This window comes from Microbispora hainanensis (genome assembly GCF_036186745.1).
Classification (GTDB): Bacteria; Actinomycetota; Actinomycetes; order Streptosporangiales; family Streptosporangiaceae; genus Microbispora.
Genome location: NZ_CP108086.1, coordinates 3,561,434 through 3,587,500 on the forward strand (window position 1 = coordinate 3,561,434; position 26,067 = coordinate 3,587,500).

Annotated in this window: 27 protein-coding genes; 9 read left to right on the forward strand and 18 right to left on the reverse strand. The window is 71.8% G+C overall.

All coding sequences use genetic code 11. From position 1 onward, the window contains the following. Positions 1 to 72: 72 nt before the first annotated feature. Positions 73 to 552: a helix-turn-helix domain-containing protein gene (locus OHB01_RS16870; RefSeq protein WP_328855626.1), complete on the reverse strand. Its 480-nt coding sequence runs from the start codon at positions 550 to 552 to the stop codon at positions 73 to 75. Positions 553 to 873: 321 nt separating this feature from the next. On the opposite strand from OHB01_RS16870, the gene OHB01_RS16875 reads away from it, so the two are divergent. Continuing rightward, a complete protein-coding gene (locus OHB01_RS16875) occupies positions 874 to 2,331 on the forward strand; it encodes an MFS transporter (protein WP_328855627.1) in 1,458 nt (485 codons plus the stop codon). Between the two features lie 2 nt (positions 2,332 to 2,333). On the opposite strand, the gene OHB01_RS16880 is transcribed toward OHB01_RS16875, so the two are convergent. Beyond that, the gene (locus OHB01_RS16880) at positions 2,334 to 3,239 is read right to left on the reverse strand and encodes a helix-turn-helix transcriptional regulator (protein ID WP_147944741.1); all 906 of its coding nucleotides are present in this window, start codon (positions 3,237 to 3,239) and stop codon (positions 2,334 to 2,336) included. A gap of 205 nt (positions 3,240 to 3,444) precedes the next feature. Between OHB01_RS16880 and OHB01_RS16885 the strand changes: the two genes are divergently transcribed. After that, the gene (locus OHB01_RS16885) at positions 3,445 to 4,302 is read left to right on the forward strand and encodes an SDR family NAD(P)-dependent oxidoreductase (protein ID WP_328855628.1); all 858 of its coding nucleotides are present in this window, start codon (positions 3,445 to 3,447) and stop codon (positions 4,300 to 4,302) included. 56 nt (positions 4,303 to 4,358) lie between these two features. Here OHB01_RS16885 and OHB01_RS16890 read toward each other — a convergent pair whose 3' ends face one another. Genes OHB01_RS16890 through eccCa form a run of 3 tightly spaced genes read right to left on the reverse strand, consistent with a single transcriptional unit; the run spans position 4,359 to position 9,780 of the window. After that, the gene (locus tag OHB01_RS16890; RefSeq protein WP_147944743.1) at positions 4,359 to 5,477 is read right to left on the reverse strand and encodes a WXG100 family type VII secretion target; all 1,119 of its coding nucleotides are present in this window, start codon (positions 5,475 to 5,477) and stop codon (positions 4,359 to 4,361) included. Beyond that, positions 5,474 to 5,779, reverse strand: coding sequence for a hypothetical protein (locus tag OHB01_RS16895; protein ID WP_328855629.1), 306 nt, complete (start codon positions 5,777 to 5,779; stop codon positions 5,474 to 5,476). The genes OHB01_RS16890 and OHB01_RS16895 overlap by 4 nt, the downstream gene beginning before the upstream one ends. Positions 5,780 to 5,799: 20 nt before the next feature. Continuing rightward, the gene (eccCa, locus tag OHB01_RS16900) at positions 5,800 to 9,780 is read right to left on the reverse strand and encodes a type VII secretion protein EccCa (RefSeq protein ID WP_142646514.1); all 3,981 of its coding nucleotides are present in this window, start codon (positions 9,778 to 9,780) and stop codon (positions 5,800 to 5,802) included. Positions 9,781 to 9,853: 73 nt separating this feature from the next. Here eccCa and eccD point away from each other — a divergent pair, with 73 nt between their 5' ends. Beyond that, positions 9,854 to 11,347, forward strand: coding sequence for a type VII secretion integral membrane protein EccD (eccD, locus tag OHB01_RS16905; protein WP_260617167.1), 1,494 nt, complete (start codon positions 9,854 to 9,856; stop codon positions 11,345 to 11,347). Between the two features lie 69 nt (positions 11,348 to 11,416). Here the strand turns inward: eccD and OHB01_RS16910 are convergent, their stop codons facing one another. The 6 genes from OHB01_RS16910 to OHB01_RS16935 all read right to left on the reverse strand — a co-directional run bounded on the left by OHB01_RS16910 (position 11,417) and on the right by OHB01_RS16935 (position 15,263). Continuing rightward, positions 11,417 to 12,196, reverse strand: coding sequence for an SGNH/GDSL hydrolase family protein (locus OHB01_RS16910; RefSeq protein WP_142646512.1), 780 nt, complete (start codon positions 12,194 to 12,196; stop codon positions 11,417 to 11,419). Then, positions 12,183 to 12,824: a PadR family transcriptional regulator gene (locus OHB01_RS16915; RefSeq protein WP_142646510.1), complete on the reverse strand. Its 642-nt coding sequence runs from the start codon at positions 12,822 to 12,824 to the stop codon at positions 12,183 to 12,185. Before OHB01_RS16915 ends, OHB01_RS16910 begins: the two co-directional genes overlap by 14 nt. Positions 12,825 to 13,105: 281 nt before the next feature. Beyond that, positions 13,106 to 13,483, reverse strand: coding sequence for a YbaB/EbfC family nucleoid-associated protein (locus OHB01_RS16920; RefSeq protein ID WP_261985968.1), 378 nt, complete (start codon positions 13,481 to 13,483; stop codon positions 13,106 to 13,108). Between the two features lie 11 nt (positions 13,484 to 13,494). Then, positions 13,495 to 13,884, reverse strand: a complete 390-nt coding sequence (locus OHB01_RS16925) for a YbaB/EbfC family nucleoid-associated protein (RefSeq protein WP_147944747.1) — start codon at positions 13,882 to 13,884, stop codon at positions 13,495 to 13,497. Beyond that, a complete protein-coding gene (locus OHB01_RS16930; RefSeq protein ID WP_142646504.1) occupies positions 13,881 to 14,762 on the reverse strand; it encodes a hypothetical protein in 882 nt (293 codons plus the stop codon). Before OHB01_RS16930 ends, OHB01_RS16925 begins: the two co-directional genes overlap by 4 nt. Positions 14,763 to 14,945: 183 nt before the next feature. Next, the gene (locus tag OHB01_RS16935) at positions 14,946 to 15,263 is read right to left on the reverse strand and encodes a hypothetical protein (RefSeq protein ID WP_328708322.1); all 318 of its coding nucleotides are present in this window, start codon (positions 15,261 to 15,263) and stop codon (positions 14,946 to 14,948) included. Here OHB01_RS16935 and OHB01_RS16940 point away from each other — a divergent pair. After that, on the forward strand, positions 15,262 to 15,696 hold the full coding sequence (locus tag OHB01_RS16940) for a hypothetical protein (RefSeq protein ID WP_328855630.1): 435 nt from the start codon (positions 15,262 to 15,264) through the stop codon (positions 15,694 to 15,696). The two genes, OHB01_RS16935 and OHB01_RS16940, sit on opposite strands and share 2 nt — an antisense overlap. Before the next feature lie 212 nt (positions 15,697 to 15,908). Further along, positions 15,909 to 16,349 carry a YbaB/EbfC family nucleoid-associated protein gene (locus OHB01_RS16945; protein ID WP_142646498.1) on the forward strand — a complete coding sequence of 147 codons (441 nt, stop codon included), beginning with the start codon at positions 15,909 to 15,911 and terminating at the stop codon, positions 16,347 to 16,349. A 181-nt stretch (positions 16,350 to 16,530) separates the two neighbouring features. Here the strand turns inward: OHB01_RS16945 and OHB01_RS16950 are convergent, their stop codons facing one another. The 6 genes from OHB01_RS16950 to OHB01_RS16975 all read right to left on the reverse strand — a co-directional run bounded on the left by OHB01_RS16950 (position 16,531) and on the right by OHB01_RS16975 (position 21,053). Beyond that, positions 16,531 to 17,931, reverse strand: a complete 1,401-nt coding sequence (locus tag OHB01_RS16950) for a hypothetical protein (RefSeq protein ID WP_142646496.1) — start codon at positions 17,929 to 17,931, stop codon at positions 16,531 to 16,533. Between the two features lie 26 nt (positions 17,932 to 17,957). Next, positions 17,958 to 18,383 carry a hypothetical protein gene (locus tag OHB01_RS16955; protein WP_142646494.1) on the reverse strand — a complete coding sequence of 142 codons (426 nt, stop codon included), beginning with the start codon at positions 18,381 to 18,383 and terminating at the stop codon, positions 17,958 to 17,960. A gap of 16 nt (positions 18,384 to 18,399) precedes the next feature. Next, on the reverse strand, positions 18,400 to 19,884 hold the full coding sequence (locus OHB01_RS16960) for a hypothetical protein (protein WP_328708317.1): 1,485 nt from the start codon (positions 19,882 to 19,884) through the stop codon (positions 18,400 to 18,402). A gap of 30 nt (positions 19,885 to 19,914) precedes the next feature. Beyond that, a complete protein-coding gene (locus tag OHB01_RS16965; RefSeq protein WP_142646490.1) occupies positions 19,915 to 20,271 on the reverse strand; it encodes a hypothetical protein in 357 nt (118 codons plus the stop codon). Between the two features lie 92 nt (positions 20,272 to 20,363). Further along, a complete protein-coding gene (locus OHB01_RS16970) occupies positions 20,364 to 20,663 on the reverse strand; it encodes a WXG100 family type VII secretion target (RefSeq protein WP_142646488.1) in 300 nt (99 codons plus the stop codon). A gap of 39 nt (positions 20,664 to 20,702) precedes the next feature. Then, entirely contained in the window at positions 20,703 to 21,053 is a 351-nt protein-coding gene (locus tag OHB01_RS16975; RefSeq protein WP_142646486.1) for a WXG100 family type VII secretion target, read from the reverse strand. Between the two features lie 239 nt (positions 21,054 to 21,292). Between OHB01_RS16975 and OHB01_RS16980 the strand changes: the two genes are divergently transcribed. The 3 genes from OHB01_RS16980 to OHB01_RS16990 are packed head-to-tail and all read left to right on the forward strand — an operon-like array spanning position 21,293 to position 24,558. Then, the gene (locus tag OHB01_RS16980) at positions 21,293 to 22,453 is read left to right on the forward strand and encodes a hypothetical protein (protein WP_142646484.1); all 1,161 of its coding nucleotides are present in this window, start codon (positions 21,293 to 21,295) and stop codon (positions 22,451 to 22,453) included. A gap of 3 nt (positions 22,454 to 22,456) precedes the next feature. Next, a complete protein-coding gene (locus OHB01_RS16985; protein ID WP_142646480.1) occupies positions 22,457 to 23,242 on the forward strand; it encodes a WXG100 family type VII secretion target in 786 nt (261 codons plus the stop codon). Beyond that, positions 23,242 to 24,558, forward strand: a complete 1,317-nt coding sequence (locus OHB01_RS16990; protein WP_328708315.1) for an SseB family protein — start codon at positions 23,242 to 23,244, stop codon at positions 24,556 to 24,558. Before OHB01_RS16985 ends, OHB01_RS16990 begins: the two co-directional genes overlap by 1 nt. 139 nt (positions 24,559 to 24,697) lie before the next feature. Here the strand turns inward: OHB01_RS16990 and OHB01_RS16995 are convergent, their stop codons facing one another. After that, positions 24,698 to 25,078, reverse strand: coding sequence for a cupin domain-containing protein (locus OHB01_RS16995; RefSeq protein WP_147944752.1), 381 nt, complete (start codon positions 25,076 to 25,078; stop codon positions 24,698 to 24,700). Positions 25,079 to 25,178: 100 nt separating this feature from the next. Between OHB01_RS16995 and OHB01_RS17000 the strand changes: the two genes are divergently transcribed. After that, positions 25,179 to 26,033, forward strand: coding sequence for a helix-turn-helix transcriptional regulator (locus OHB01_RS17000; protein WP_142646476.1), 855 nt, complete (start codon positions 25,179 to 25,181; stop codon positions 26,031 to 26,033). Positions 26,034 to 26,067 lie beyond the last annotated feature (34 nt).

Below are 26,067 nucleotides of genomic sequence, written 5' to 3' on the forward strand. Positions count from 1 at the left end.
GGACCGTGCCGCCCTGCCTGGATCACCGTGCCCGGATCGCTGCGCCCGGGACGAGCTCGCGCGGCTCGCTCGTCACGCTGAGCCGTTGACCTGCAGCAGGTTGTCGAAGTCCCCGGGTCCGGCGACGGCCCGCGTGTCCCCTGCCCCGATGGACTCTCCGCAGTGGGAGCAGGTCATGGTCGCCTCGACCGTCTCCCCGCAGCCCTTGTGCACCATCTGGAGCGGCGGCCCGTCGGGGGCGGCGTGCCGGTCCCCCCACTGCCTCATGGCGGTGACCACCCCCCACAGGTCACGGCCCTTGTCCGTGAGGCGGTACTCGTATCGCGCCGGACGGTCACTGTAGGGGACCTTCCGCATGACGCCGTGCTCGATCAGGTGGCCGAGCCGCTGGTTGAGGATGTTGCGGGAGATGCCCAGGCGCTGCTGGAACTCGTCGAACCGGGTGACGCCCAGGAAGGCGTCACGCACGATCAGCATCGTCCACCACTCACCGACCACCTCAAGGCACTGGGCCACCGAGCAGTGCATGTCGGCGAAGCTTTTGCGTTCCACACACCCAAGACTACAAGTTGCGTAATAGAACTGACCAGCATTAGCGTGCGTTCTATGACGCAACTCAGGGGGGATTCGTCCGAATCACAGGACCCATCCCAGAAGTCACACGAGGGAACCGCGCTCACGGGCGCAACGGAGCTACCGCCGTCGGCGCCGGCCACGACCGGGACCACGACCGGAACCGCGACCGCGACCGGAACCGCGACCGCGACCGGAACCGCGACCGCGACCGGGACCGCGGTTGGGACCACGACTGGGATTGGGACCGGGATTGGGACCGGGCGGCCGTGGCTCGCGCTGGCCGCGGCCTGCCTCGGGATGATGATGACCTTCATCAACATCACCGCGACGATCGGGTCTCTCGGCTTCATCCAGTCGGGACTGCATACGTCCACCACGACCCTGGTATGGGTCAGCAGCGCGTACACCCTGGCGGTGGCAGGTCTGACGCTGTCCGCCGGCACTCTCGGCGATCTCGCCGGCCGGCGCACCGTCTTCCTCATCGGCACCGTCGTCATGGGCGTGGGCAGTCTTGTCGCGTTCGGCGCGGGCGACGGCGGGACGCTGATCGCCGCCGAGGCGGTGATGGGCGTCGGCGGCGCGATGATCCTGCCCAACAGCCTGACCATCGTCAGCCACATCTTCCCGGACCCCCGCAAGCGCACCGAGGCGATCAGCATCTGGGCGGGCTGCTCGGGCGTCGGCCTGGCCGGAGGTCCTCTGGTGGCCGGCGTGCTGCTCAACCACTTCTCCTGGCACAGCGTGTTCCTCGTCAACGCCGCGATGTCGCTGGTCGTCCTGGCCGTCACGCCGATCCTGGTGAAGAACAGCCGTCACCTCGGCCGTCGTATCGACATCCCCGGCCTCGTGCTGACCACCGTGTCCCTGCTGGCCCTGACGTACGGCGTGATCGAGGGCGGGCACGTCGGGTACGGCGATACGCGCATCCTGGTCGCGTTCCTCGTCTTCCTCGTCACCCTTGTCCTGTTTGTCCGTGTGGAACTTCGCAGCGCGGACCCGATGCTCAACCTGACGCTGTTCCGTTCGGCGTCGTTCAGCACCGTCATGGGCGTGGCCCTGGTGATGATGTTCGGATTCGGCGGGGTGCCCCTGCTGATGGTGCTGTATTTCCAGCGCGTCCAGCACGCGTCGGCCCTGGACACCGGATGGCGCCTGCTGCCGATGTTCGCCGTCTATGTGGCCGTCAGCGCGGTGGCGGGACGCCTGATCCGCCGATTCGGCACCCGATCGATGCTCACGGCCGGGCTCGTCATCGCGGCGGCCGGGACGGCGCTGCTCATGGCGTCGCCGCCGGACGACTCCTACGCCTGGGTGTGGCCCGGAATGGTGCTGTTCGGTCTCGGTGCCGGCTTCGTGCTGGCACCGAGCACCGCCGCCTCCATCTCCAGCGTCCCCCACGAAGCCGCAGGCATGGCCAGCGCGTCCGTGAACATGTTCCGCCAGCTCGGAAACGTGCTGGGCGCCAGCGTGCTGGGCACCATCCTGACCGCGCACTTCTCGGCGGTGCTTCCCGAGCGTCTGGCCGGGGCCGGAGTGCCCTCCGGTGTCGCCGCCCAGGTCGAGAGCGCGGTCGCGCACGGCGGCCACGCGCCGGCGGGCGCCGGGGCGATGGGCGCCACGATCGCACGCGGTGTCGCGGGCGCTTTCACCGATTCTCTGCGGCCCGGGTTGATCGTCACGGTGTGCGCTCTCGTGCTCGCCGCCGTCCTGACGTTCGTCCTCTTCGCCGAGAAGTCGGCGGGCCACCGGAAGTGACATCAGCGGGCACGGTCGTCGGTGCCGGTACGCAGGTCGTATGGTGAGGCGGCGTCGGCGCCCGGGCCGGAGAGGGTCCAGCTCGCGAGAAGGTCCAGGGCGAGTTTCGAGCACGAGCCGGCTTCCGCGGTGTAGAGGAAGAGCGTCACGTCGGGGTCACCGGGCAGGCAGAGCGTCTCGAACTCGACGGTCAGCTCACCGACGAGCGGGTGGCGCAGCCGCTTGGAGCCGTGGGTGCGCTGGTGGACGCGGTGCTGCTCCCACCAGTGGGCGAACTGGCGGCTGTGCTCGCGCAGCTCGGCGATGAGGGCGGCGGTGGCATGGTCGTCCGGGTCGCGACCGGCGTCGAGCCGCAGGCTCTCGACCGCGGCCCGCGCCTGGACCTCCCAGTCGACGAACAGCGATCGGGCGGCGTCGTCGAGGAACATCCACCGCGCGTAGTTGCGCTGCCGGGGCGGCATCCGTTCGAAGTCGGCGAACAGCGCCTTCGCCATCCGGTTGGCGGCGAGCACGTCGGTGCGGCGGCCGAGTACGAGGGCGGGCTCGCCGTCGAAGGCGTCGAGGAGCTGGTAGAGCCCGGGGCGTACGCGCTGGACGCCGCGGGTGCGCCGCCGTACGGGCATCGTGGTCACGCCGGTGAGGTCGTGCAGATGCACGCGTCCCGCGTCGTCGAGGCCGAGGGCGCGGCCGATGGCCTCGACGACCGACGGCGACGGGGTGATGCGCCGGCCCTGTTCGAGGCGGGCGTAGTAGTCGGCCGAGACTCCGGCCAGGAAGGCGACCTCCTCGCGACGCAGGCCGGGGACCCGCCGGACGCGGCCGTCGGGGGGTAGACCGGCCCGTGACGGGTCCACCTGGCTCCGGGCGCGTCGCAGGAAGTCGGCGAGTTCGCGGTTGGTCTCTGCCATGCCCTCCAGTGTCTCTCTTGCCGTTCGAATCCTGCCTGGTCCTATTACTCCTAGGTTGCCCGGTGCGCGGTCGCACAGGGCGTGATATGGGCCTCCGCAGCGGGTCGAGGCGACCGATGCTGGTGCTGTGCCGGTCTCCGGGACCTCCGGGCCGGCGCCACCGCCGAATCCGGCAAGCACCGCCTCCTACCCGCAGAGGATGATCATGAGCTTTCCCGCTAGCCGACCGGCCGTATGGTTCGTGACCGGCACCTCCCGGGGCCTGGGCCTCGACTGGTCAAGCAGCTGCTCGATCGCGGTGACCGCGTCGCCGCGACGACCCGGTCGTCCGAGCGGCTGCTCGCCGCGCTCGGCGACGAGACCGACGTCTCGCGCCTTCTCGCTCACCGTCGACCTGCGCGACGAGGCGGAGGTCGCGTGGGCCGTCCAGGAGGCCACCGAACGCTTGGGCGGCCTGGACGTCGTCGTGAACAACGCGGGCTACGGCTTCCTGGCCGCGGTGGAGGAGACCGGCGACCGTGAGGTCCGCGACATGCTCGACGTCCAGGTCGTGGGCGTGTGGAACGTGCTGCGCGCCGCCCTGCCCGTCCTCCGCGAGCGGCGCGGGGGCCACATCGTCAACGTGTCCTCGATCCTCGGCCTGACCGCCGTGCCGGGCTGGGCGCTCTACTGCGCCGGGAAGTTCGCGTTGGAAGGGCTGAGCGAGGCCCTCGCCGCCGAGGTGGCGGACTTCGGCATCGGGGTCACGATCGTGGAGCCCGGCTACTTCCGCACCGAGTTCCTCACCGAGGACTCGCTCGCCCTGCCCGCCGAGACGACCGCGCACTACCCGGGCATCCGCGAGATGGTGCGCGATCACCTCAAGCTCCAGGGCGGCCAGCTCGGCGACCCGGTCAAGGGCGCCCGTGCGATCATCGACCGGGTCGTGACCGGGAAGGGCCCGTTGCGGCTGCTGCTCGGATCCGACGCCCACTCCTACGCCACGGCCAAGGTCGAGGCCCTGCGGGCGAACGTCGAGGCCGCCGCGCTCACCGCGCCCGCCACCGACTTTCCCGCCGCCTGAACGGCCGCCCTTCCCCGCCGCCGCGAAAGCACGTCGTTCAGATAGGGGCTGCCGGGTCAGTATCCGCGATATCCGGTGCCGGTCTTCATGCCCACCACGCCGGGGACGGCCGAGACCGACCCGTAGCGCGCGATGGCGTAGCGGACGCCCGCGATGATGTTGTCCACCGGGTTCCAGATGTCCTTGTGCCCGGGCAGCGACCAGCGGTCGAACGTCGGGTCGATGGTCTGCATCAGGCCCTTCGACGGGGTTCCGGCGGCCGCGTTCGAGTCCCAGTTGTTGATCGCGTGAGGGTTGCCGCCCGACTCGTGCCGGATGATCATCCAGATGTCGTCCCGGTTCATCTTGTCGGCGGGGTAGCCCTGGGCCCTGAGGATCGCGATGGCCTGGTCGATCCAGTCCTTGACCTGTCCCGTGGGCGCGGGCCCGCCGCCGGCCGGCGGCGGGCCGCTGGGGCCGTAGCCGCCGAAGCCGCCGCCCGTGCCGTTCGCGCCGCTCAGGTTCGTCGGGTTGTACGAGGCGAGCGTCGGGCGCGGGTCACCGGAGGCGCCCGTGTAGCCGGGGGTGCGCTGCCAGTCGACGGTGTGCCCGTGCCGGGGCACGAACTCCTGCTTGCCCGGGTCGGGGATCTTGGCGAAGGTGAGCGCGCCGTCCCGGTAGTCGCCGCCGAGGCGGTCGCCCAGCGTCTTGGTGGCGTCGCCGACGGCCGTGTTCACCTGCTCCAGATGGGGCCGGGCGTCCTCGACGCCCCGGGAGACGATGGCCCGCAGCCCGCTGTCCAGCTCCTCGTCGGTGGCGTCCTGGTGCCGGCTGCGGTAGGTGGCCGCCTCGGCGACCACGTCACCACAGATGCCGTCGATCTTCGACTTGGCGCTCTCCAGGGCGGTGGCGACCTTCTCCAGCGCGCCCGCGCACGCGACCAGGGCGTCGTGGAGGCCGTCGGCCGCCTTGCCGTACCTGTTCATGTACGTGACGAAGGCGTCGGCGGAGCGGCCCTGCCACGCGGCGTCCACGGTGCGTACGGCGCGGCTCACCCCGCCCGCGTAGTCCTGCGCGTTGCCGGCCGCGCCGCGCCACTTCCCGGCGATGTCGCGGATCGCGCCGGGATCGCCGCTCACCTTCCGCAACATGGAGGCCAGCTCCGCACCCCCCGGCAGGTCGGCGACGCCACTCATGCCCGCATCGAGGTGGACGTGGCCTCGTTGGCCGTACGGACGTTGTCCTGCACGGTCTCCAGCGCCCGCTCGACGCCTTTCAGCTTGGTCCTCGCGTCGGCCGCCTCGGAGGTCAGCGCGGAGTAGGCCGTGTCGACGGCCGCGGCCAGCGCCGCCGCGCCGTCCACGTGCCCGAAGTCGGCCGCGCGGGCGCCGGGCGTCTCGGGCAGGCCGCCGTGCAGGCTCTCGTACTGGCCCCAGGCCTTGCGGACCGCCGTACGGCAGCTTTCGAGCGCCTGGAAGTGGATGTCGAAACCGGTCACGTGCTGCTCCTTTCCGTCCGTCACTCACCGTCCGGAGGAGGCAGGAACGCGGTCTGGGCGAGCCGCGCCCCGAACCTCCTGTCCACGTGGTAGCCCCGGCCGGGTGGCAGCGGATGCGCCCGGACGTTGCCGAACAGGTAGCCCTCGTCCTTGTTGCCGGAGAGGATGACGGCGGGGCTGGCCATGTCCTTCAGCTTCTGGATGACCGGGTCGTACATGGCCCGGCCGGCGCCGCCCATCTGGCGCGACAACACCAGGTGGAGCCCGATGTCCCGCGCCTGCGGCAGCAGGTCCACCAGAGGCAGCAGCGGGTTGGACGAGGTGGCGACCAGGTCGTAGTCGTCCACCACGATGTAGACGTCCGAGCCCTGCCACCAGCTCCGCGTCCGGAGCTGCTCGGGCGTGAGGTCGGCCGGAGGAAGCCGCTTGAGCAGAGCGCCGCGTACGTCGTTGACCAGCTCGGCGGCGGCGGTGCTCGACGCCGCGTAGCCGATGCGGTGGGCGGTCGCGGCCGAGTCGAGCAGCGACCTGCGGTAGTCGACGACGATCATCATCGCCTCGTGCGGCTCCCGCCTGGCCACCAGGCCCTCGGCGATCAGCCGCAGCAGGTTCGACTTGCCGCTCTCGGTGTCGCCCAGGACGACGAAGTGCGGGTCGGCGTCGAAGTCGAGCAGCACGGGCGAGAGTGTCGCCTCGTCGATGCCGATGGGGATCTTCGGGCCGGTCTCCTCGGGGCTCGGCAACGACGCCGCGGGCAGCACCGGAGGCAGCAGCCGGATCGGCTGCGCGGGCGGCCCCTGCCACGCCTCCCTGATCGCGTGCACGAGCCCGCGGACGCCCGCCGCGAGGTCTTCGGAGCTCTGCACGCCGTCGATGCGCGGCAGCGCGGACAGGAAGTGCAGCCCCTCCTTGGTGAGGCCGCGTCCCGGCACGCCCTCGGGGACCGCCAGCGACGCCTTCCTGTTCACCTCGGACTCGTACGCGTCGCCGAGCTTGAGCTCGACCCTCGTGCCGAACAGGTCGCGGATGCTCGACCGGAACTCCGACCACTTGTTGGTGGCCGCCACCACGTGGATGCCGTAGCCGAGGCCACGTGCGGCGATGTCGGTGATGACCGGTTCGAGCGACTCGAACTCCTGCCTGAGCGTCAGCCAGCCGTCCACGACCAGGAACACGTCGCCCCAGCCGTCGCCGTCGCGGCCGGACTCGGCCCGCATCCGCCGGTAGGCCGCGATCGACTCGATGCCGTGCTCGGCGAAGTCCGCCTCGCGCCGCTCCAGGATCGTGGAGATCTCGGCGACCGTACGGCGCACGCGGTCGGCGTCGAGGCGGCTCGCGACGCCGCCCACGTGGGGCAGCCCCTCCAGTGAGGCCAGGGAGCCGCCGCCGAAGTCGAGGCAGTAGAACTGCACCTCGCGCGGCGTGTGCATCAGGGCCATGCTCGTGATCAGCGTGCGCAGCACGGTGCTCTTGCCGCTCTGCGTGCCGCCCGCGACGCCGACGTGGCCCGCGCCGCCCGACAGGTCCAGCCAGTAGGGGTCGCGGCGCTGCTCGAACGGCCGGTCGACGATGCCGACGACCGCGTGGAGCATCCCCCGGCCGCCCCAGGTCGCGGTGGTCAGGCCGTGTTGCGGGGTGACGGACAGCGGCGGCAGCAGGTGGGCCAGCGTCGGCGGCTCGGCCAGCGGGGGCAGCCAGATCCGGTGCGCTGGGGGGCCGTGGCCGGTGAGGCGGCCGACGACGACGTCGAGCAGGCTGTGCCGCGGGCCGGCCTGCTCATCGGCGGGTGCCAGCTCCTTGGGCGTCTCGGTCACCTCGACCGGCGCGAAGGCGGTGCCGTACTCGACCACGTCGCGCATCGGACGGCCCGGCTCGCCGGACGCGGACCGCGTGGGGTCGGCGTGGTGCGGCCCGGACACGTAGGCGGCCTTGAACCGGGTCATGCCCGTCGTGTCGTACTTCAGGTAGCCGTTGCCCGGCGCGGGCGGCAGCTCGTACGCGTCGGCGACGCCGAGCACGACCCGGCTCTCCATGGCGGAGAACGTGCGCAGACCGATCCGGTACGACAGGTGGGTGTCGAGGCCGCGCAGCCTGCCCTCCTCAAGGCGCTGGGAGGCCAGGAGGAGGTGCACGCCGAGCGAGCGGCCGAGCCGTCCGATCATCACGAACAGGTCGATGAACTCCGGCTTGGCCGTCAGCAGCTCGCTGAACTCGTCGATCACGACGAACAGGGTCGGCATCGGCTTGAGATCGGCGCCCTGCTCCCTGGCCCGCTCGTAGTCGCGCAGCGAGGCGTAGTTTCCCGCGGCCCGCAGCAGCTCCTGGCGACGCACCATCTCGCCGTGCAGCGCGTCGTGCATGCGGTCGACGAGCGGCAGCTCGTCCTCCAGGTTGGTGATGACCGCCGACACGTGCGAGAGGGACTCCAGGCCGAGGAACGTCGCGCCGCCCTTGAAGTCGACCAGCACGAAGTTGAGGATCTCGGAGGAGTGCGTGATGGCCAGGCCGAGGACGAGCGTGCGCAGCAGCTCGCTCTTGCCGGAGCCGGTCGCCCCGATGACCAGGCCGTGCGGCCCCATGCCGCCCTGCGCCGACTCCTTGATGTCGAGCTCGACGATCCGCCCGTCGGCGCCCAGGCCGATCGGCACCCGCAGCCGGTTGCGCCCGGCGCGGGGCTGCCAGATCACCGCGGGATCGAGCCGTACGGGGTCGCCCACGCCGAGCAGGTCGGTGAGCGAGGTGTTGACGCCGAGCACGTCCTGCGCCTCGCCCTGGGCGCCCGCGGAGGCGCGCAGCGGCGCGAGCTGCCGGGCCAGGCCCTCCGCCTGGGGATAACCGAGCCGGTCGGGGTCGCCGAGCCGGTTGCTCGACCGCCGTCCCGTGTGGTCGATCTTGACCATGTGGAAGCCGTCGGGCTGGACGTCCAGCCGGAGCGTGATCGCCTCGGGCACCGGCCCGGTCACCGCGGACAGGTCGATCACGGTCACGCCCTGGATGGCGTCGGAGCCGAGCTGGCTGTCGTGCGGCACGTGCCCGCCGTCCACGATCACCACGTGGTACGGCAGGGCATCCGCGGAGGCGCCGGGACGGAACCTGGCCCGCTCCCTGAGCTCCTCCCCGACCAGCGCGTCGAGGTGGCCGAGGTTCTCCGCCATGAGCCTGACCTGGCCCGCGGCGTCGTTCTGCTCCGGGTGCAGGGCGTGCGGCAGCCACTTCACCCACTCCCAGTGGGGCATCCACTCCTTGCTCGCGCAGATCATGATCCGCATGTCGTCGGGGGAGTGGAAGACGACGAGCTGCGCGATCATGGCACGCACCAGCTCGCGCATCGCGGTGGGGTCGCCGGTGAGGTGGATGCGCGCGAAGGAGTGCAGGGCGACCGCGACGGGCAGCCCCGAGACCGTGGCGTGCGCCCGGACGAACCGGCGCAGCGCCCCGGCCGACAGGGCGTCGAGGTCCTCCACCGGCTTGGTGTCCGGCGGGACGAGCTGGATGGCCAGCTTCTGCACGCCGGTGCCGAGCCGTACGGTCGCGAAGTCGTCGTCGCGCGGCCTGCGCTCCCACAGGCGCGGCCCCATCGCGAGCCACCACAGCGAGTCGGGCGGCGGCCCGCTCCACTCCAGCGCCTCCCGCTGCTGCACGGCGGCCCTGCGGACCTTCCTGCGGATCTGCGACAGATAGCGGAAGTAGTCGCGGCGCAGCCCGTTGAGCCGGTTCCTGCGCTCACCGGAGTTGCGGCCGAGCTGGCCGACGCTCATGCCGACCATGGAGACGGCGAACAGTCCGCTGGCCACGTACATGAGGGGGTTGCCGTTGCCGCCCGCCGTGAACATCAGCGCCATCGCGGCGCCGCCGGCCAGCATCGGCACGTACGTGAGCATGGACATCAGGCCCTGCGGCTGGACCTCGGGAATCTCCGGCGGGGATTCCAGGAGGATCTCGCCACGGGGCGGCTTGGGGCCCGGGCGGCGCTCGGGACGCGAGACCACGACAATGCTCATCTGACTGACTTTTCTACCAGGTTTGCCGATATTTTCGGGCTGTCAGAGAGATCTCCGGGAGAGGATTCCCGCTGTGTCATCGCCGGTCCCCCTCCACGTCCAGCAAGGTGTGGTCCAGCAGGGCATGGTTCAGCCCGGCCCGGGCCCGCACGGCCCGGCCCAGCAGGGCGCGTTGCCGCAGGCGACCGTGCCGCTGCCGCCCCTGTGCCACGTCACGGTGGTCGCCCCGCGCAAGAAGGCGGACCTCGCGCTGCCGTCGGACATCCCGCTGCCGCACGTCATGCCCGGACTGCTCCGGGCGGTCGGCGAGGTCGGCGGCGAGGCCGCCGCGGCCCCCGGCTGGGTGCTCCAGCGTCTCGGCGGGCCGCCGCTCGACCTCGGCCAGAGTCTGGGGGCGCTGGGCGTCCTCGACGGCGAGGTCCTCTACCTGCGCCCGCGCGACGCGGTCATGCCGCCCGCGGTGTTCGACGACGTGGCCGACGTCGTCGCCACCGGCACCAAGGAGGGCGGCGGCAGGTGGGAGCCGCGGCACACGCGGCTGCTCGGCATGGGCGTGGCCGCCGCGCTGCTCGCGCTCGGCGCCGTCGTCCTCGCCCTCGCGGCGGCCCCGCCGCGGCTCACCGCGGGGGTGGCCGGAGCAGTCGCGGTGCTCCTCGTCGCCGCCGGGGCCGTGGTGTCGAGGGCCGTCGGCCAGCCCACCGCAGGCGCGCTCGTCGGTTACGCGGCGCTGCCGCACGCCTTCCTCGCCGGTCTGTTCACGCCCGGGGCCTCGGGCGCCGTGCTGATCCTCGGGGCGCCGAACCTGCTGGCCGGGCTCGCGTACACCGCGCTGGTGGCGACGGTCGGCGGCGTGCTGATCGCCGACGGCGTGGCCGGCTTCCTCGGCGTCGCGGTGGCGTCCGTCGCCGGGGCCGTGGGCGCCGCGTGCGTGATGGTCTTCGGGGGACCGGGCGCCGGGGCGGCGGCCGTGGTCGCCACGGCCCTGCTGGCGCTGAGCCCCCTCATCCCCACGCTGTCGTTCCGGATGGCCAGAGTGCCGCTGCCGCCGCTGCCCACCAGCGCCGAGGAGCTGCGCAGCGACAACCAGCGGATCGACGGCCCGCTGGTGCTCCAGCGGACCGCGCAGGCTCACCGGTACGCCACCGGCATGGTCATCGCGATCGCGCTCGCCGGCGTGGCGGCCGAGCTGCTGCTCGTACGGCACGGCGGCTGGGTCGCCGACACCACGGCGGCGACGCTGGCGCTGGCGCTGGCCATGCGGGCGCGGGTCTTCGCGGGGGTCGCCCAGCGGCTGTGGATGGTCCTCACGGCGGTGGCCGGGGCCGCCACCCTGGCGTTCGCGGTGGGCACCGGCGCCGACGCCGTCGGCGAGGTGGCCGTGACGATCGGGGTGCTGTGGACGGCCCTGCTCGCGCTCGGTCTCGGCCTCTGGCTGCCCGCGGGCAGGCCCTCGCCGTTCTGGGGGCGGGCGGCCGACATCCTCGACGCGCTGCTCATCGTCGCGCTGGTGCCGCTCACGCTGGGCGTGCTCGACCTGTACTCCTGGGTGCGCGGCCTGTCGGGCTGACCGTCCCTGTCGTGGGCCGCCCCTGTCGTGGGCCGTCTCGGTCGTGGGCCGTCTCGCGGGGCGTGTGGGTCACGCCGTCGGCCGTACGGGCAGCAGGGCGGGGCGCTTGGCGGTCCGGCCGTCGCCGGACGACCTGCCGAGGAGGCGCCGCACCAGCCACGGGCCGAGGAACGTGCCCGCCCAGCGCACCTCGGCGCCCACGGCCCGCCAGCCGGCCGGATCGATCGGGGGATACAGAGGCAGCGTCCAGCCGTCGTCGCTGCCGGGCAGGCCGAGGGCGTGGGCCACGGCCGCGGCGATGCGCTCGTGGCCGAGCGGACTCGCGTGGAGCCGGTCGGCGCTCCAGAGCCGGGGGTCGGTGGAGACGGCGTGGTCCGCCGTTTCGGCGACCACGACCCCGTGCCGCGCCGCCGCCACCCGGATGCGGTCGTTGAGGTCGAACACCCGCGAGCGGAGCGGCCGGGCGATAGGTGCGATCTTCCCGACGTCCGGGAACGTGAGGGTCGCGACGCGGGCGCCCGCCGTCGTGAGAGCGGCGAACATCGCCTCCAGGTGCCCGGCCACCTCGGCGGCGTCGAAGCGGGGCCTGATCAGGTCGTTGACGCCCGCGACGACGGTGACCAGATGGGGGCGCAGGGCCAGGGCCGGCGCGAGCTGCTCCGCCCGCACCTCCCCGGCGAGCCGCCCGCGCACCGCGAGATTGGCATAGGTGACCTCCGGGTCGACGGCCGTGAGCCGCTCGGCGAGCCGGTCGGCCCAGCCCCGCGGGTGGGCGGGATCGCCGTCGCCGAGCCCTTCGGTCTGGCTGTCGCCGAGGGCGACGTAACGCAGGCGCTCATCGGTCGGCACGGGCCACCTCCGGACGGCGAGAAGCCGGTGCGGCCCCTTCGCCTGCCACGGCCGGGGTGTCTTCGCCCGCGACGGCCGCGTTCCTGGCCCGGAGGATCGCGGCGGTTCGCCGGCACCAGTCGCGGTTTCCCTCCTCGAAGGCCAGGCCGCGCAGGCAGGTCAGGTATGGCCCTATGCGCCGGCCCACGCGAAGGAACTCCTCCTCGCCCAGGTCGCCGCGCATCTTCCGCAGGATCCGCCGGAACAGGTCGATCTTGGCCTCAGCCATGGCGGCCCGCTCCTCGACCTGCCGGATCAGCGCTTCGGCGTCGACGTGGTCGGCCGCCTGCACCTTGACGAGCAGATCGTCGCGGATGAACGACGGCTTCGACGTGTCGGCCGCGAACCGCTCCAGCTCGGCGAGCCCGGCGTCGGTGACGTGGAAGAGGCGCTTGGCAGGCCGGGTCTCCTGGACCACCCGCCGCCCCGCGACCAGCCCCTCCTTCTCCAGCCTGGCCAGCTCGGCGTACAGCTGCTGGGGCAGGGCGTGCCAGAAGTTCGCCACGCCGACATCGAACGCCTTGGCCAGCTGATAACCGCTGAGCTCCCCGTCGAGCAATGCCGCGAGGACGGCGTGCCGCAAGGCCATGAACCGCTCCCTTCTCTCCGTTAGTCAAGGATATGACTCTTCAACGATCTGACTATCAGGAGATTGACGAGGCCCTGGGGAGGGGGTTCGAGCGGCGGCGACTTCGGCTGGAAGCGGAGTGACACCCGCTCGTCGAAGACGCGGCGGGTGTCCTGGGCCAGGGCTGGTAGGTGCCGTGGGGTGGCTCCCGTTCTCCGGAGGCGCGTGGGGTGTCTTGGGTTAGGGCCGGTGGGTGCCGTGGGGTGGCTCCCGTTCTCCGGAGGCGCGTGGGGTGTCTTGGGTTAGGGCCGGTGGGTGCCGTGAGGTGACGCCCGTTCGTCGAAGGCGCGGCGGGCGTCGCCGAGGAGATCGGCCACATGGGGCAGGCCCGCCGCCTCCAGCCCGCCGCGCATCAGCTCCTCCTTGGCCGCCTCCGCCGCCGCCTCGGCCCGCCGTACGGCCTTGAGGACGGCTTCGGCGAGTCCGCGGCCGTCGAGCCTGCGCATGCTGAGCGGGTGGATGTCGAGGGCGAGCAGCGTGCCCACGGCATCGACGGTCGCGGTGATCCTGCCCTCGTCGGCCCTGCCGATGTGCTTCCGCGTGCTCCACTCGGCGGCGAGCTCGTCCATCAGGGCGGCCGCGGCCGTCAGCCGCTCAATGCGCGCCCGGAGCTCACGCATCTCGTTCACCGTCACTCCTCGCGAAGCAGGGCCTGGACGTAGGGCACGAGCGGGTCGCCGGACGGGGGCGCGTCGCCGAAGTCCGCCGTGAACTCCTCCATGGCCTTGGTCAGCCGCTCGCCGGTCGCGCCGCGCGCGGCGCCGATCGCGCCCTGGATCGCGGCTGACATCGCGACGTGGTCGAGGTCGCGCATCGCCCGCGGGTCGATGCTCAGCCCGAGCAGGTGACCCGCGCCGGTGACCCGGGCCGTCACGGCGCCCGTGGCGTCGGTGCCCTCGATCACCTCCTCGCTCAGGGTGTGGAGCAGGTCGGCGAGCGCGCCGACGCGGCCCTGCACCTCCCGCACCAGGCCGGCGACGTCGCCCTCCCTGCCCTCGTTGAACGCGGCCGTGTTCCTCATCGCAGGTCCCTGTTCGCCGGCTGCCAGTAGTCGTGGATGTTCGCCCGCTCCGCCACGGCGGGGGTGAGCGTGAGGTCACGGCGGCCCCGCGCCGGGTCGCCCTGGTGGTAGAAGGCGGCCCGCACGTCGTTGAGCTTCTGCTCCATCTTGTTGAGGTCGCTCTCGTACGCCATGTAGATGTCGGCGAACTGCTTGACGAGGTTGCCCAGCGCGCTGACGAACGCACCGGCCTGCGAGATCAGCGCGACCCGGCCGACCGGGTGCGCGCTCATCGCCGCCAGCGAACGGAGGACCGGCGCCGAGGTCGCGTAGAGGCCGAACACCGACAGGTCGTACTCAAGGACCTCCTTGAACTGGCTGTGCATCGCACCGCTCATCTCACCGGTGATCCCGTGGAGCTTCTCGTACAGGACCGTGGTGTTGAAGCGCACCCGCCGCCCGAGCAGGTCCGCCGCCTGGCCCTTCCAGTTGGGGCTGACGTCCTGGAAGTAGGAGAACCAGATGTCCGACCTGCCGCTCTCCAGCCGGCCTCCCATCTCCTTCCAGGTCTCCCGCCTGTCGTAGAAGAGGAAGGGGTTGCCGAGGTTCAGCGTGGCGGCCACGTCCAGGGCGAGTGCCGCGACTCCCAGACCGGACATGGCCGAGGCCGCACGCGTCTGCTGCCGCAGCGGGTTCAACCCCTTGACCAGGCTCTTGAAGAAGCCGGGGTCGGTGCGGGTGGCGGCGGAGGCGGCAGCCGTGTCGGCGGAGCCGGCCGGTGCCACGGAGACGGTCCGCTGGACGTTGCCACTCGAATCGGTGATGTAGAGCTCCTTGGGGCCCGAAGTGGGCCGGCCGGGAACGAACAGCGTGCCCGGCTCGCTGGGCGGAGTCGACATGCGGGTCCTAATCGGTTCTTGGAGTGAGCCGTGCGGCAGACTCCTGGTGGCAGCCGCCGGCAGGTGAGCACTTGTGGTTCCTGGACGTTGAGCCCTGCTGAAAGACCGTGCCCCTGCCGGTCGGCCGGGAGAGTCGATCGCTGATGGGATGTCGCGCCCGCTGGGCCGGCGTGAGCACGGCTTTCAGGGGCGCGGCTGCTGGATCGTGGCCTTGCTCGCCTTCTCCGCCGCGACGTAATTGTCGGCCGCCCTGACCAGCGTCTCGCCGTCCGTGTGCAGGGCGTCGCCGAGGATGGCCGCGGCGCCCGACCAGGTGTCGGAGATCGTGTTGAACCGGTGGACGACGGTGAGCCCGACGATGGGGATCCCGGCGAGCGGGGCGAGGCTCCAGCCCCGGAAGCGGGGCGTCGCGTCCCCCAGCCGCCGGACACCGTCGGCGGAGCCGCTCACCGTGCCGGCGAACTTCCTGATGAAGCTCGCGGCCACCTCGTAGCCGGGCATGGCGCCTGAGCCGCCAGAGGGTGCGGCCGGGGCCGCCGGCGACCGCGGGGCCCGCTGTGGGGCCTGCTGCGTCCCCGGCTGCGTCCCCGGCGGTGTCCCCGGCGGTGTCCCCGGCTGCCGTACGCGCAGCGAGTCGGGCAGGCAGGGGCCCGGCGGCGGGCAGGGCGGCGTGTGCGGGCACGGGCTGACCATCGACGGCACGGACGGAGCCGGGGAAGCGGGGGACGTCGGTGTCGCCGCCGCCGTGGGCGCGCCGGTCGGCGGTGCTGCCGATGGTGCGGTGGACGGTGTGGCGGGCGGCGTGGTGGACGGTGTAGCGGACGGCCCCGGCGAGGGCGGTGCCGTGGACGCCGGTGGGGTCGTCGGCGGTGTGGCCGAGGTGGGCGGAGCCGGGGAAGCGGTGGGCGACGCCGTGGCGGGGACCGGTGACTGACTTGACGAGGGTGCACCGTAGGACACGTGATCTTGCCTATCACCGGGTTTCGGGTCCCTGCCATGCGTCGGGGATACGTTTCCGCAGGTAGAAAGCGGAAATTCGGCGGATGTTCACTGATGCGTAACGGGTGAGCCGATAAAACCCGTACGCCTCGGTTTGAATGCGTTAACTTGCCGATGTTCCGAATATCGCGGGGAAAAGGGGCTCAGATGGCCGACGGCGGGTTCGACGACTTCGACGTGGAGCGTTTCCAGCAGCGAGTGGACGCCAGGATCACGGCCGTCGAACGGCTCCAGACCACCCTGTCCTCGCTGGTCGGCCGGGCCCGCGACGAGGACGGCCTGGTCAGCGTGGAGGTCTCCGCCCGAGGGCTGAGCGAGCTGGAGCTGCATCCCAAGGCCATGCGGCTGAGCTCGGGGGAGCTGGCCGAGCGGATCAAGGAGACGATGCGGGCCGCGTCCGACGACCTGTATCGGCAGATGAACCGGGCCATGGCCGACGCGCTCGGGCCGGAGGGCGACCAGTCGAAGTTCCTGGACGACCCGGAGGCCGTGCTCGCCCAGGTCAGAGAGGCGGAGTCCGCCTTCGACCGGACAGCGAAGGACGTGCTGGGCGAGCTCGACCGCATCAGCCGCAGCCTGGGCCTGTAACCCGCCGCCCGCTCCACAGCGGGCGGGCCCTGGGCCGGGCATGACCACGCGCGCTGCGACCACCGGCGCCATGCTGTCTGTGCGGCCCGGCCCCGCGCCCGCTGCGACCACCGGCACCGTGGCGCTCGTCGTGGTGGCGAGCGCCGCGAAGCCCGATGCGGCTGATGTGGTCGCGGCGGGGTCAGCCGATGCGGTCGGGGCTGGTGGTGCCGGTCACGCGCCAGACGTCCGGCTCGGGGTCGTAGATCTCCCGCTGACGCTCCTCCCGGCCCTCCGATCCGGCCGCGCCTGCCGGGCCGTAGGGCATGAAGGAGGAACCTCCGCCGGCCTGGCCCGGCCGCAGGGCGCCGAGGACGGACTCGCCCGCCTGCACGCCGCCGACGCCGAAGCCGGTCCCGAAGCCGCCGCGCTGCCCGCCGTACGTGCCGATCACCCCGCCGGGCGGGAGCGTGCCGGTGGGGCCGGTCGTCGTGACGGGAAGGTGCGTGTCCGGATAGCCGGTGAGCCCGTTGGGGATGGTGCCCGCGGGGTTCGTGCCGGTGGGCAGGGGATGGGCGTTGGCCAGGTCGGTCCTGTCGGAGCCGCCGATCACGGGCGGAGCGGTGCCCGACCCGTCGCCGGAACCACCCGGCTGCCCCGCGTTCTGCCCGGAACCGTTCTGCCCGGAACCGTTCTGCCCGGAACCGTTCTGCCCGGAACCGTTCTGCCCTGTGCCGTTTTGTCCTGTGCCGTCCTGGCCAGGGCCGTTCTGCCCGGGGTCCGACGAGCCGGAGTCGCCCGACCCGTCCGTGCCGCCGCCGCCCGAGCCGCTGCCGTCGGAGCCGGGGCCGCCCGTGCCGCCGCCCCCGCCGGAGCCCGAACCGCTCGACCCGGAACCCGAGCCCCCCGAGCCGGACGTGCCATAACCGGACGTGCCGTCACCGGTGGAGCCGCCGTGCCACGTGTCGGTGGTCGTGACGGGCGCCCCCGTCCCGCCCACCTGGATGCGCGGCGACCGGGTGAGGTCGATGCTCGTCGGCTCGATGGCGGGCAGCTCGAAGGCCAGCCCCTCGGCGAAGGCGTTGTTCGCCTGCTGGATGTCCTCGTTGAGCTTGCGGAAGTGTCTGCGCGCGGCCTCGTCCGCGTCGGTGGGCGGGCTGCCCGTGGTGCCGCCCCCGGCGCCCTCGTTGCTGGTGTCCGTGGCGGCGGGGAAGTTGGCCTGCGCGTTCTTCACCACGGTCGCGTACCAGGACATGGCGGCTCCGCTGGACGCCATGGCGTCACCCAGCGCGCCCGCCGTGGCGTACAGTGCGCGGAGCGCCGACTGCACCTGGACCGCGGCCGGGCCGCGCCACACCTGGGCGAGCTCCTTGGCCGTCCTGCTGAGCGCGGCCTGGATGCCGCTCTCGGACGGGCCGTTCCCGCCGATCGTCCCGCCCATGAGGTCGGCGGCGTCGAGGAACGCCTGGCCGGCCCTGCCCATGTCGTCCGGCTTGGCGGCGTCGAGCTTCTGCTTGATCTGTTCCCGGGTCAGATTGCCCTGGTCGAGACCGTAGAGGGTCTCGTAGATCTTGATCAGCTCCCAGCCGGAGTCGGATCCCATCGAGGTCTATCTCCCTGCCCTCTGGCTCACGCGCTGCTGCTCTCGTGGCCCTTTTGGTAGTTGGCGACCGCCTGCTCGACGGCCGTGACCAGCGCCTCGACCCGGTCGATCAGCAGTTGGTACTTGCCGCTGAGCACCTCGTGGGCCTGCTCGGCGTTCAGTCCGAAATATCGGGCCGTGTCCCACGGACCGGCCTCGGCCGGGCCGACGTTGGTCAGGCCCTGGACCTCGCCCGCGGTGCCCGGGCCGCTCCAGGTGGCGCTCATGCTCGCCGGAGCGCGACCGCGCAGTGTCCCGAGCTCCTCCCGCAGCCCCTTGAGGACCTGGAGGACCCGGGTGTGCTCGATGTACGGCCCGCCCGCCGCGCCGTCCGGGCTCCCGTCGAGACCCGGCCAGTCCGCGGGCAGGCGCAGCTTCGGTGGCGGCGAACCGCCGCCGGAGTCAAGGGACACGTCACACCTTTCTCGATCATGCCCTGTCGATGCGGGGGGAGGTGGTCGGCTGGTCGCTCATGAAGAAGTCCTCGTCCTCCAGCAACCAGGTGGTCCGCTCGCGTTCCTCGCGCTCCTCGCCCTTGCCCGTGCCGTGCGGCGCGATCGGGAGCATCGAGCCTCCGGCGGAGGATCGCAGACCCGCCGCGTTCACGCCGGTCACGCCGCCAGTCACGCCGCCGGTCCCGGCTCCGGCACCTGCGCCGCCGCCCGCTCCGGCTCCGCCGTAGCCGCTGCCGCCGAAGCCCGTGCCGTACCCCGCGCCCGCGCCACCGCCGGAGCCGCCCGATGCGCCGAACGCGTCGAGCCCCGGCGTGTGGCCGGCCAGGCTGGTGCCCGGACCCGCGCCGTACTGTCCGTTGCCGGCGCCGTTGCCGCCCGCGCCGTTGAGACCGCTCCCGTCCAGCCCGCTCCCGTTCAAGCCGCCGTTCAGTCCGGCGCCGTTCAGGCCCGAGCCGTCGAGCCCGTCGAGGCCCGTCCCGTTCGGTCCGCCGTCGAGCCCGTTCCCGAACCGCCCGTCGCCGCCCGCCGCCGATCCGGGCCCGCCCCCGAGCCCGTACGGCGGGTAGCCGGTGTCGAAGCCGAGCCCGTCGCCGGAAGGGTCGTTTCCGAGGTCGCCGAGCGACCCGAGATCGCCCAGGCCGTTCACGTTCGTGCGGACGTTCCCGTTCGGGAGGCTCCCGCCGGGCCCGGTGACGGGGTTGAACGGGGGAGGCGTCATGTCGAACTTCGGCACGTCGGTGTCGAGTGAGGCGGGGAACATGTCGTTGGCGGCCTTCGTCGCCTGGGTGAGCTTCTTGAGGTGCTCCTCGGCCGCCTTCATGTCCTTCTCTTCCTTCGACTCCCCGAAGATGTTGAGGAAGGGGCCGTCGCCGAAGATCGAGCCGATGGCGCCGCCGATGCCGCCGACGATGAACCCGCCGACGCCGCCGATGACGGCTCCGGGGATGGCTCCGACACCCGCGAAGGGGGAGCCGGCGATGGCGCCGCCCGCGGCGCCGACCGCCCCGGCCTCCAGGGCGGCGTCATACCAGTCGATGTCGCTCTTGGTGGGCTTCGGGACGTTCTCGCCCCGGAACTGGTTGAGCGAGCTGGCGTACACGTCCAGCGCGGGGACCACGCCGCGCGGTGTGGAGGGCGGTCCGGAGCGGCCGTCGGGCAGGGAGGTCTCCACGATCGCGTTCATCACGGCGAGCGTGGAGGTCCTGAGCCGGTGGAGCTGCTCCTTCACCTGCTTGGCGTCGTCGCCCGTGGTCCAGTGCTTGTCGAGGGCGTCCAGGTGCTTGTCGAGGGTGTCGACCACGGTCTTCAGCTTGTCGTGCACACCCTTGAACTCGCCCGAGGCCGCCCTGATCAGCTCGGGGTCGGTCTTCCCGAGCGCGTCGCGCAGGGTGTCGAGCATGACGACGCCCGGGTCGGACGCGTCGATCGCCGCCCTGATCGGCATCTTTCTCTCGGCCAAGACGCCTCCTTAACCGTTCCCCGTGTACGGCTAGACCTGCGCCGTGCCCGCCTGCTGCACGCCCGCCTGCTCGCCGGCGTCGAGATTCCTGATCGCCAGCTCCAGACGCTCGGCGGCGATGCCCAGGGTCGCGGCGATCTCCGCGTAGATGGCGGTGACCGCGCTCTCCGCGCTGGTCACGCTCGTGTGGAAGCCCATGGCCGCGGGCCAGAACCCGCCGATGGCGTCACGCTGCGCGATCAGCTTCTTCACCGCGCCGCCCTCGGCGAAGGCGACCGGAGTCACCTCGCGCTTGGACGCCCCGGGCGCCAGCAGTTCGAGCGCCTCCTCGAAGTCCTTGCGGGCGTTCCTGAGGGCCGTACGGCTGACCTCCACGCCTCGGGACATGCGTCACCCTCCCGTTCACGGCCGAAGACGGCGCCGACGAGGGATCGCCGGTGCCGCCGGCCGTACGTCGGACGTTCGCTCTGCCTGCCGTCCTACTTGCCGTCGAACATGGCGGCGTTGATGCGCTCGACGTCCTTCATGTTCATGTTCGTGATGTTGATGTTCTTGGCCAGCAGGGACACGATGTCCGCCAGGCCCTTGGCCTCCTGCTGCCAGATCCGCCGGGTCTGGTCGTAGGCGTCCTTGGCGCTGCCCTGCCAGATCGCGGTCTTGGTGTTGAGCTTGTTCTCCAGGTTCTCCAGCTCCGTGACCAGCCTGTTGAAGGCGTTCTGGAACTCGGTCTCGCCCGTGTCGAGACCGCTGAAGTTGACCTTTGTGATGTCGAAGTCCACCGTCGCGCTCTCCGTCCGTTGCTGGTGGTCGTCTCGGGCTCAGCGGCTGTACGAGGCGGGCGGGGCCTGGTTGATGAGCGCCTCGATCTTGTTGATCTCGGCGGTCACCTGCGTGTTGAACTCGGCGTAGTTCTTGTTGTTCGCCCGGATGCTCTCCGCGAGGGTCTGCAGGCTGCCCAGGATGACGTCCATGCGCTCGTGCCACAGCAGGTGCACCTTGTTGAACGCGTGGTGCGACTCACCCTGCCAGTGCACCTTGAGGTTCTCACCGGCGCTGTCCAGGTAACGCTGGATGCCGCGGATGTTCTCGGCCGCGTCGCCGATCCAGGTGATCGCCTCCTCCAGGTCGTGCCGGCTTACTTGGGCCTGGCTTGCGCCAGAGTGCGACATGGTCACCTCCACTGATCCTGTCGAATTCCCCCGACCAGGAGGGTCGGGTGATGACCCAAAAGTCACAGTAATGGATCAGAAGGGGGCTTGCCGGGACTGTCCCAGATTAAGATTTTGTCACGTCGCTTACGCATTTGTCAGACGGCAGGTTAGGGGTTTCATACGATTTGCGAGCTTTGTGGTGACTCGGCCGTAAGTAGTTGAAAACGCAATCTGTCGGCAACCGGCTGGAGGGTGCTGTGACCGATACGAGCGGCGGCGGGAATCCTTTCGCCGGCCTGGCGAACACGATGAACACGGGCGGCGTGGTGGACCCCCGCCTGGTGGACCCCGAGTTCAAGATGGACTACCCCGAGGTCACGAAGTTCGGCAACGACGTGGCCGGCCGGGGACAGGTCCTGGGGGCCACGAGCGGGCGGATCAAGAACATTCACCTTCCGATGCTGACCTTCGGCGTGATCGGCGGCAGCCTGAACGGCGTGCACAGCCGGGTGCGGGACCAGACGGCCGAGGCCGTGGCGAAGGGCCAGGAGGTCCTGGAGTCCTACCGGCCGGCCATCGACCAGGCGGTCGAGAACGCCAAGGAAGCCGAGAAGCAGAGCTCCGGCGGCCCCGGGGACCCCCATCAGCCCGGCCTGCCGGGCGGCCCGAAGGCCCCCGGGTTCGACCCCAAGAAGCTCGGGCTCGACGGTGGCGGGCTGCCGAAGACCGACCCCGGCGCCGACCTCGGCAAGGACCTCACGCTGCCCAAGGACAAGCTCGGCAACGGCCTCGACGACGACCTGCCGCGCCCGGACGTGCCGGACGGCAGCTCGCTGCCCGATCCAGGCGACATCGGCGATGGCCTGCCCGGCCCCGGTGACCCGGACGGCAACGGCCCCGGCGGCAGCGGCCTCGACCCGAACGGCGGTCTCGGTCAGAACGGCCTCGGCTCCACGGGCCTCGACGGGCTCGGCCAGAACGGTGCGAACGCCCTGGAGACCCCCAAGCTGAACAACCCGGGCGACACCTCCCTCTCCTCGTACAACCCGAACCCGTTGCAGACGCCGACGCCGCCGTCGGTCCCCGACCTCGGCACGACCGGCTACGGGCCGGGCGACTACTCCCTGAACCGGCCGGGGAGCGGCGGCTACGGCTCGGGCGGCTACGGCTCCGGGGGCGCGTCGTACGGCTCCGGAGCGAGCGGCGCGGGCGGCGGGCTGGGCTCCGGCGCCGGGCGGGCCGGCGGCGGGTCCGGGGGGATCCCCGCCATGCCGTACGCCCCGATGGGCATGGGCGCGGGGAGCAACGACGACGGCAAGGAGCGCACGCGGGGCCCGGCGGTGCCGGAAGACGAGAGCACCTGGTTCGGCGACGAGGACGTGGCGCCTCCCGTCCTCGGGATGCAGGAGGACATCTAGGCCATGGTGAGCATCGGCAACGTCGAGATCTGGAACGCGCAGAACAACTTCATCACCGGCGCCGGGCTGGCCGGCACGGCCTCCCTCCTGGAGCCGGCCGCCCGGCCGCTGGCGGCGGTGCTGCTCGCGATGGTCGCCGACCCCGACGCGATGGCGCGGGGCGCGCGCGAGTGGCGCAACGAGGGAGGCGACGACGCCAACGCGTCACCCGACATCGGGCAGCTGCGCACTGATCTCCGCGGGCAGATCACCGCGCTCGAGTCGAACGGGCATCTGAAGGGGCAGATGCTGGCCACGATGAAGCAGAAGTTCGCCGAGCTGGACACGCAGCTCGACTCGCTGGACAGGGGAATGAAAGGCGTCGGCGACAGCCTCGACTCCGCGGCCCAGATCTACACCGCGGCCAGTTACATCTCGCTGTCGCTCGGCGGGGCGGCGATGACGCTGGCGTACGCCGGCGCCGCCGCCAAGGGCAACCCGATGACGCTGGCCGTAGTCGAGCCCATGGTGGTAGCGGTGATCGCCTCCCTGTCGAGGATCGCGGAGCGGGTGTTCGCGATCCTGGGGAGGGTGAGCTTCAAGGTCGCCGCGATCTTCATGGGAGTCTCCTATCTCACCGCCGGCGTCCAGCAGAAGTTCCCCGGCATGCAGGCCATCACCATGGAGGCGCCCGACTTCGCCAAGGCCAAGGTGGCCTTCGACCCGTCCACCGGAGGCCTCGCCGAGCCCCTCCCCGACCCCGACGACATGCCGAAGACGCCGTCCTTCATGCCTCCGTTCAGCCTCTGATGGAGTGGGCGGCCAGCGCGTTCGAGCGGCGGCTCGGGGCGGCGTACGACGCGGGGGACCTGGCGGTCTGCCTGAGCATGCTCAGGGACACCGAGCTGGCGCTGCCCGCGCCCCCGGAGGGAGACGCCGCCTGGCCGACGATCACCGCGCCCGACCGGGTGTGGCTGCCCGCGTACACCTCGGTCGAGGCGATGCGGGCGGCCACCGGGTTGTCGCGGGTCAGGATCACCTCGCTGGTCGAGCTGGCCGCGGGCTGGCCCGACCCGCGGTGGGGCCTGGCCGTCAACCCTGGCCTGCCGGTGCGCTTCCTGCTCGAACCGGGCACCGTGGCCAGGCTCGCGGTCCCCACCCTCGCGCAGGACCGCAGGGCGGAGCCCGAGCCCGCGCTGCCGGTCGTGCAGAAGCCGCTCACGCCCCACGACCTGCGGTCATATCTCGGCGAGGGGGAGTCGCGCGTCTCGGGCTACTGCCACCACGCGCTCGACGTCGCACACCTGGCGACGCCGGCCGTGCTCGCCGACGCCATCGGCCGGGGCGACGACGACGGTCTGCTCAGCCGCGAGGGCTCGCTGTTCCTGCTGCGGTGGCGCACGGTGGGGCTGAACCTCTACCGCACGCCGTACGGCGGGACCGACGAGGCGGGCATGGCGGCGGTCGCCGGGTGGGTCATCGAGGAGCCGCCGTTCGCCGGAATGGGCCTCGCGCCCAACGCGGACTCCCTTGTCCGTGAATACAAGGTGGACGCCGTACGGCTGCCGCACGCCTCTGAGATAGTCGAGCTGACCCTGGCCGGCACCGAGGTCGTACGCGCGGTCTACGACGGCGACCTCGGCCGCTGGCTGCCGCCCGGCCCGGAACAGCCCCCGGAACAGGCCCTCGCACCGGCACCGGCACCGGCGTCGGCGTCGGCGAGCTCCTATCGGGCGCGCCGGCGCGGAGCCGAGTTCACGGCGAATCCGGACGCGGGACACGACGGGCTGCTGATCCGGCTGCTGAGCGACGGGCCTGCCGACGGGTTCGAGGAGCGGGCCCCGGGCCGCTTCGTCCGGCCGGTGCCCGCCGAGGAGTGCGAGGCGGTCTTCCACGTCACGCGGGTGTGCGAGTGGCGCGGCGCCCCCTGCCTCGTACGCGACGAACGCCCGGGCGAGCTGCTGCTCGAATACACCGGCGGGCGGCTGCCGGTCGCGCGGGCGCTCGGCATGGAGCGGATCGAGCGGGGCGTCCACCGGCGGTGGGTGGGCCACGCCGAGGTCAGCGGCCTACGCGAGCACGCCGAGCCTCTCGACCTGGGCTCGGACGAAGGGAGCGGACGTTGACGAGCGAGACCGATCCGCACATCCACGTCGCGCAGCGGTTCGCCGGCGGACGACCCGGCCGGGCCGGCTTTTGAAGCACGCCGCGGAGACTCCTCGCCGCGCCGTCGCCCCAGCGGTCCCCGCCCTCGCCCGCGATCTCCTACAGGGGTTCGGCGGCCCTGGTCATCGGGCCGCCCGCGTCACCGGTGTTGAGCGTGCCGACCGGCTCCACCAGCATCACGGCCGTCTCCTCCTCGGCCACGGGGCAGTGCTCGACGCCGCGGGGCACCACGTAGAGCTCGCCGGGCCCGAGGACGACGTCCCCCTCGCGATCCTCCTCGCGCAGCCGGATGGTGAGCCTGCCGCTGACGACCACGAACAGCTCGTCGGTCTCCGGGTGGGTGTGCCAGACGAACTCTCCCTTCAGCTTGGCGAGCTTGATCTCGTAGTCGTTGAGCCCGGCGATCGTTTTCTGCGTCCACAACTCGTCGATCCGGGAGAGCTTGTCGGCGATGTTGACGGGGTCGAGGGAAACGGACATCGTGTGTGCCTCTCACTTCGGATGCACCGCCCGGAGCGGGCGATGACGCACGTGATGAGCGTGGCCCGGCCCGCTGTGGCCCGTCTTGTACGTTCTTAGCGTGACGGCTCACCATCGTCCGCCGACGGTCAGTGCCTGGCGGCCGCCGGTGCCCGGCATCGCCGAGGTCTTCCACGCGCACTTCACCGACCATGCCTATCCGGCCCACACTCACGACACGTGGGACCTGATGATCCTCGACGACGGCGCGGTCGACTTCGGACTGGACCGTCGCCGGCACGCCGCCGCCGACCTGTCCGCCGTACTGCTCCTGCCTCCCGGTGTCCGGCATGACGGCAGGACCGTCACCGCCGCGGGCTTCCGCAAGCGCGTGCTCTACCTGGACACCACCGTGCTGCCGGAACGTCTCATCGGCAAGGCGGCGGACGCCCCGATCCTGGCCGACCCACTCCTGCGTGACCGGATCCACCGCCTGCATGCCGCTCTCGGGCATCCGGGAGAGGTGGTCGAGGGCGAATCACGCCTGTTCTTCGTCGCGGAGAGGCTGCGCTTCCACCTTGAGGCGTTCCGGCATCGGGAGCCCGGCCGGGAGGCGCACCGGCTGGCCGTCGAGCTGCGTGAACTGCTGGACGCCCGGGTCCGGGTGGGGCTGTCGCTGCGGGAGGCGGCCGCCGTCCTCCACTCTCATCCGACACACCTGATCCGCTGCTTCACGCGGACGTACGGCCTGCCGCCGCACACCTATCTCACGGGCAAGCGCATAGACCTGGCCCGCAGGCTCCTGCTGAGCGGTCAGCGGCCGGCCGATGTGGCGACGAGCGTGGGATTCCATGACCAGGCGCACCTGAACCGGCACTTCACCCGGCATGTCGGCATCACACCCGCGCGCTATGCGTCCGGTGGGCACGTGTCGCGTAGGGATGCCCGTCAGGCGTCCCGAGGGAATCGACACTAACCGGATGCCAAACGAAGATGTGATAATCCCCGAT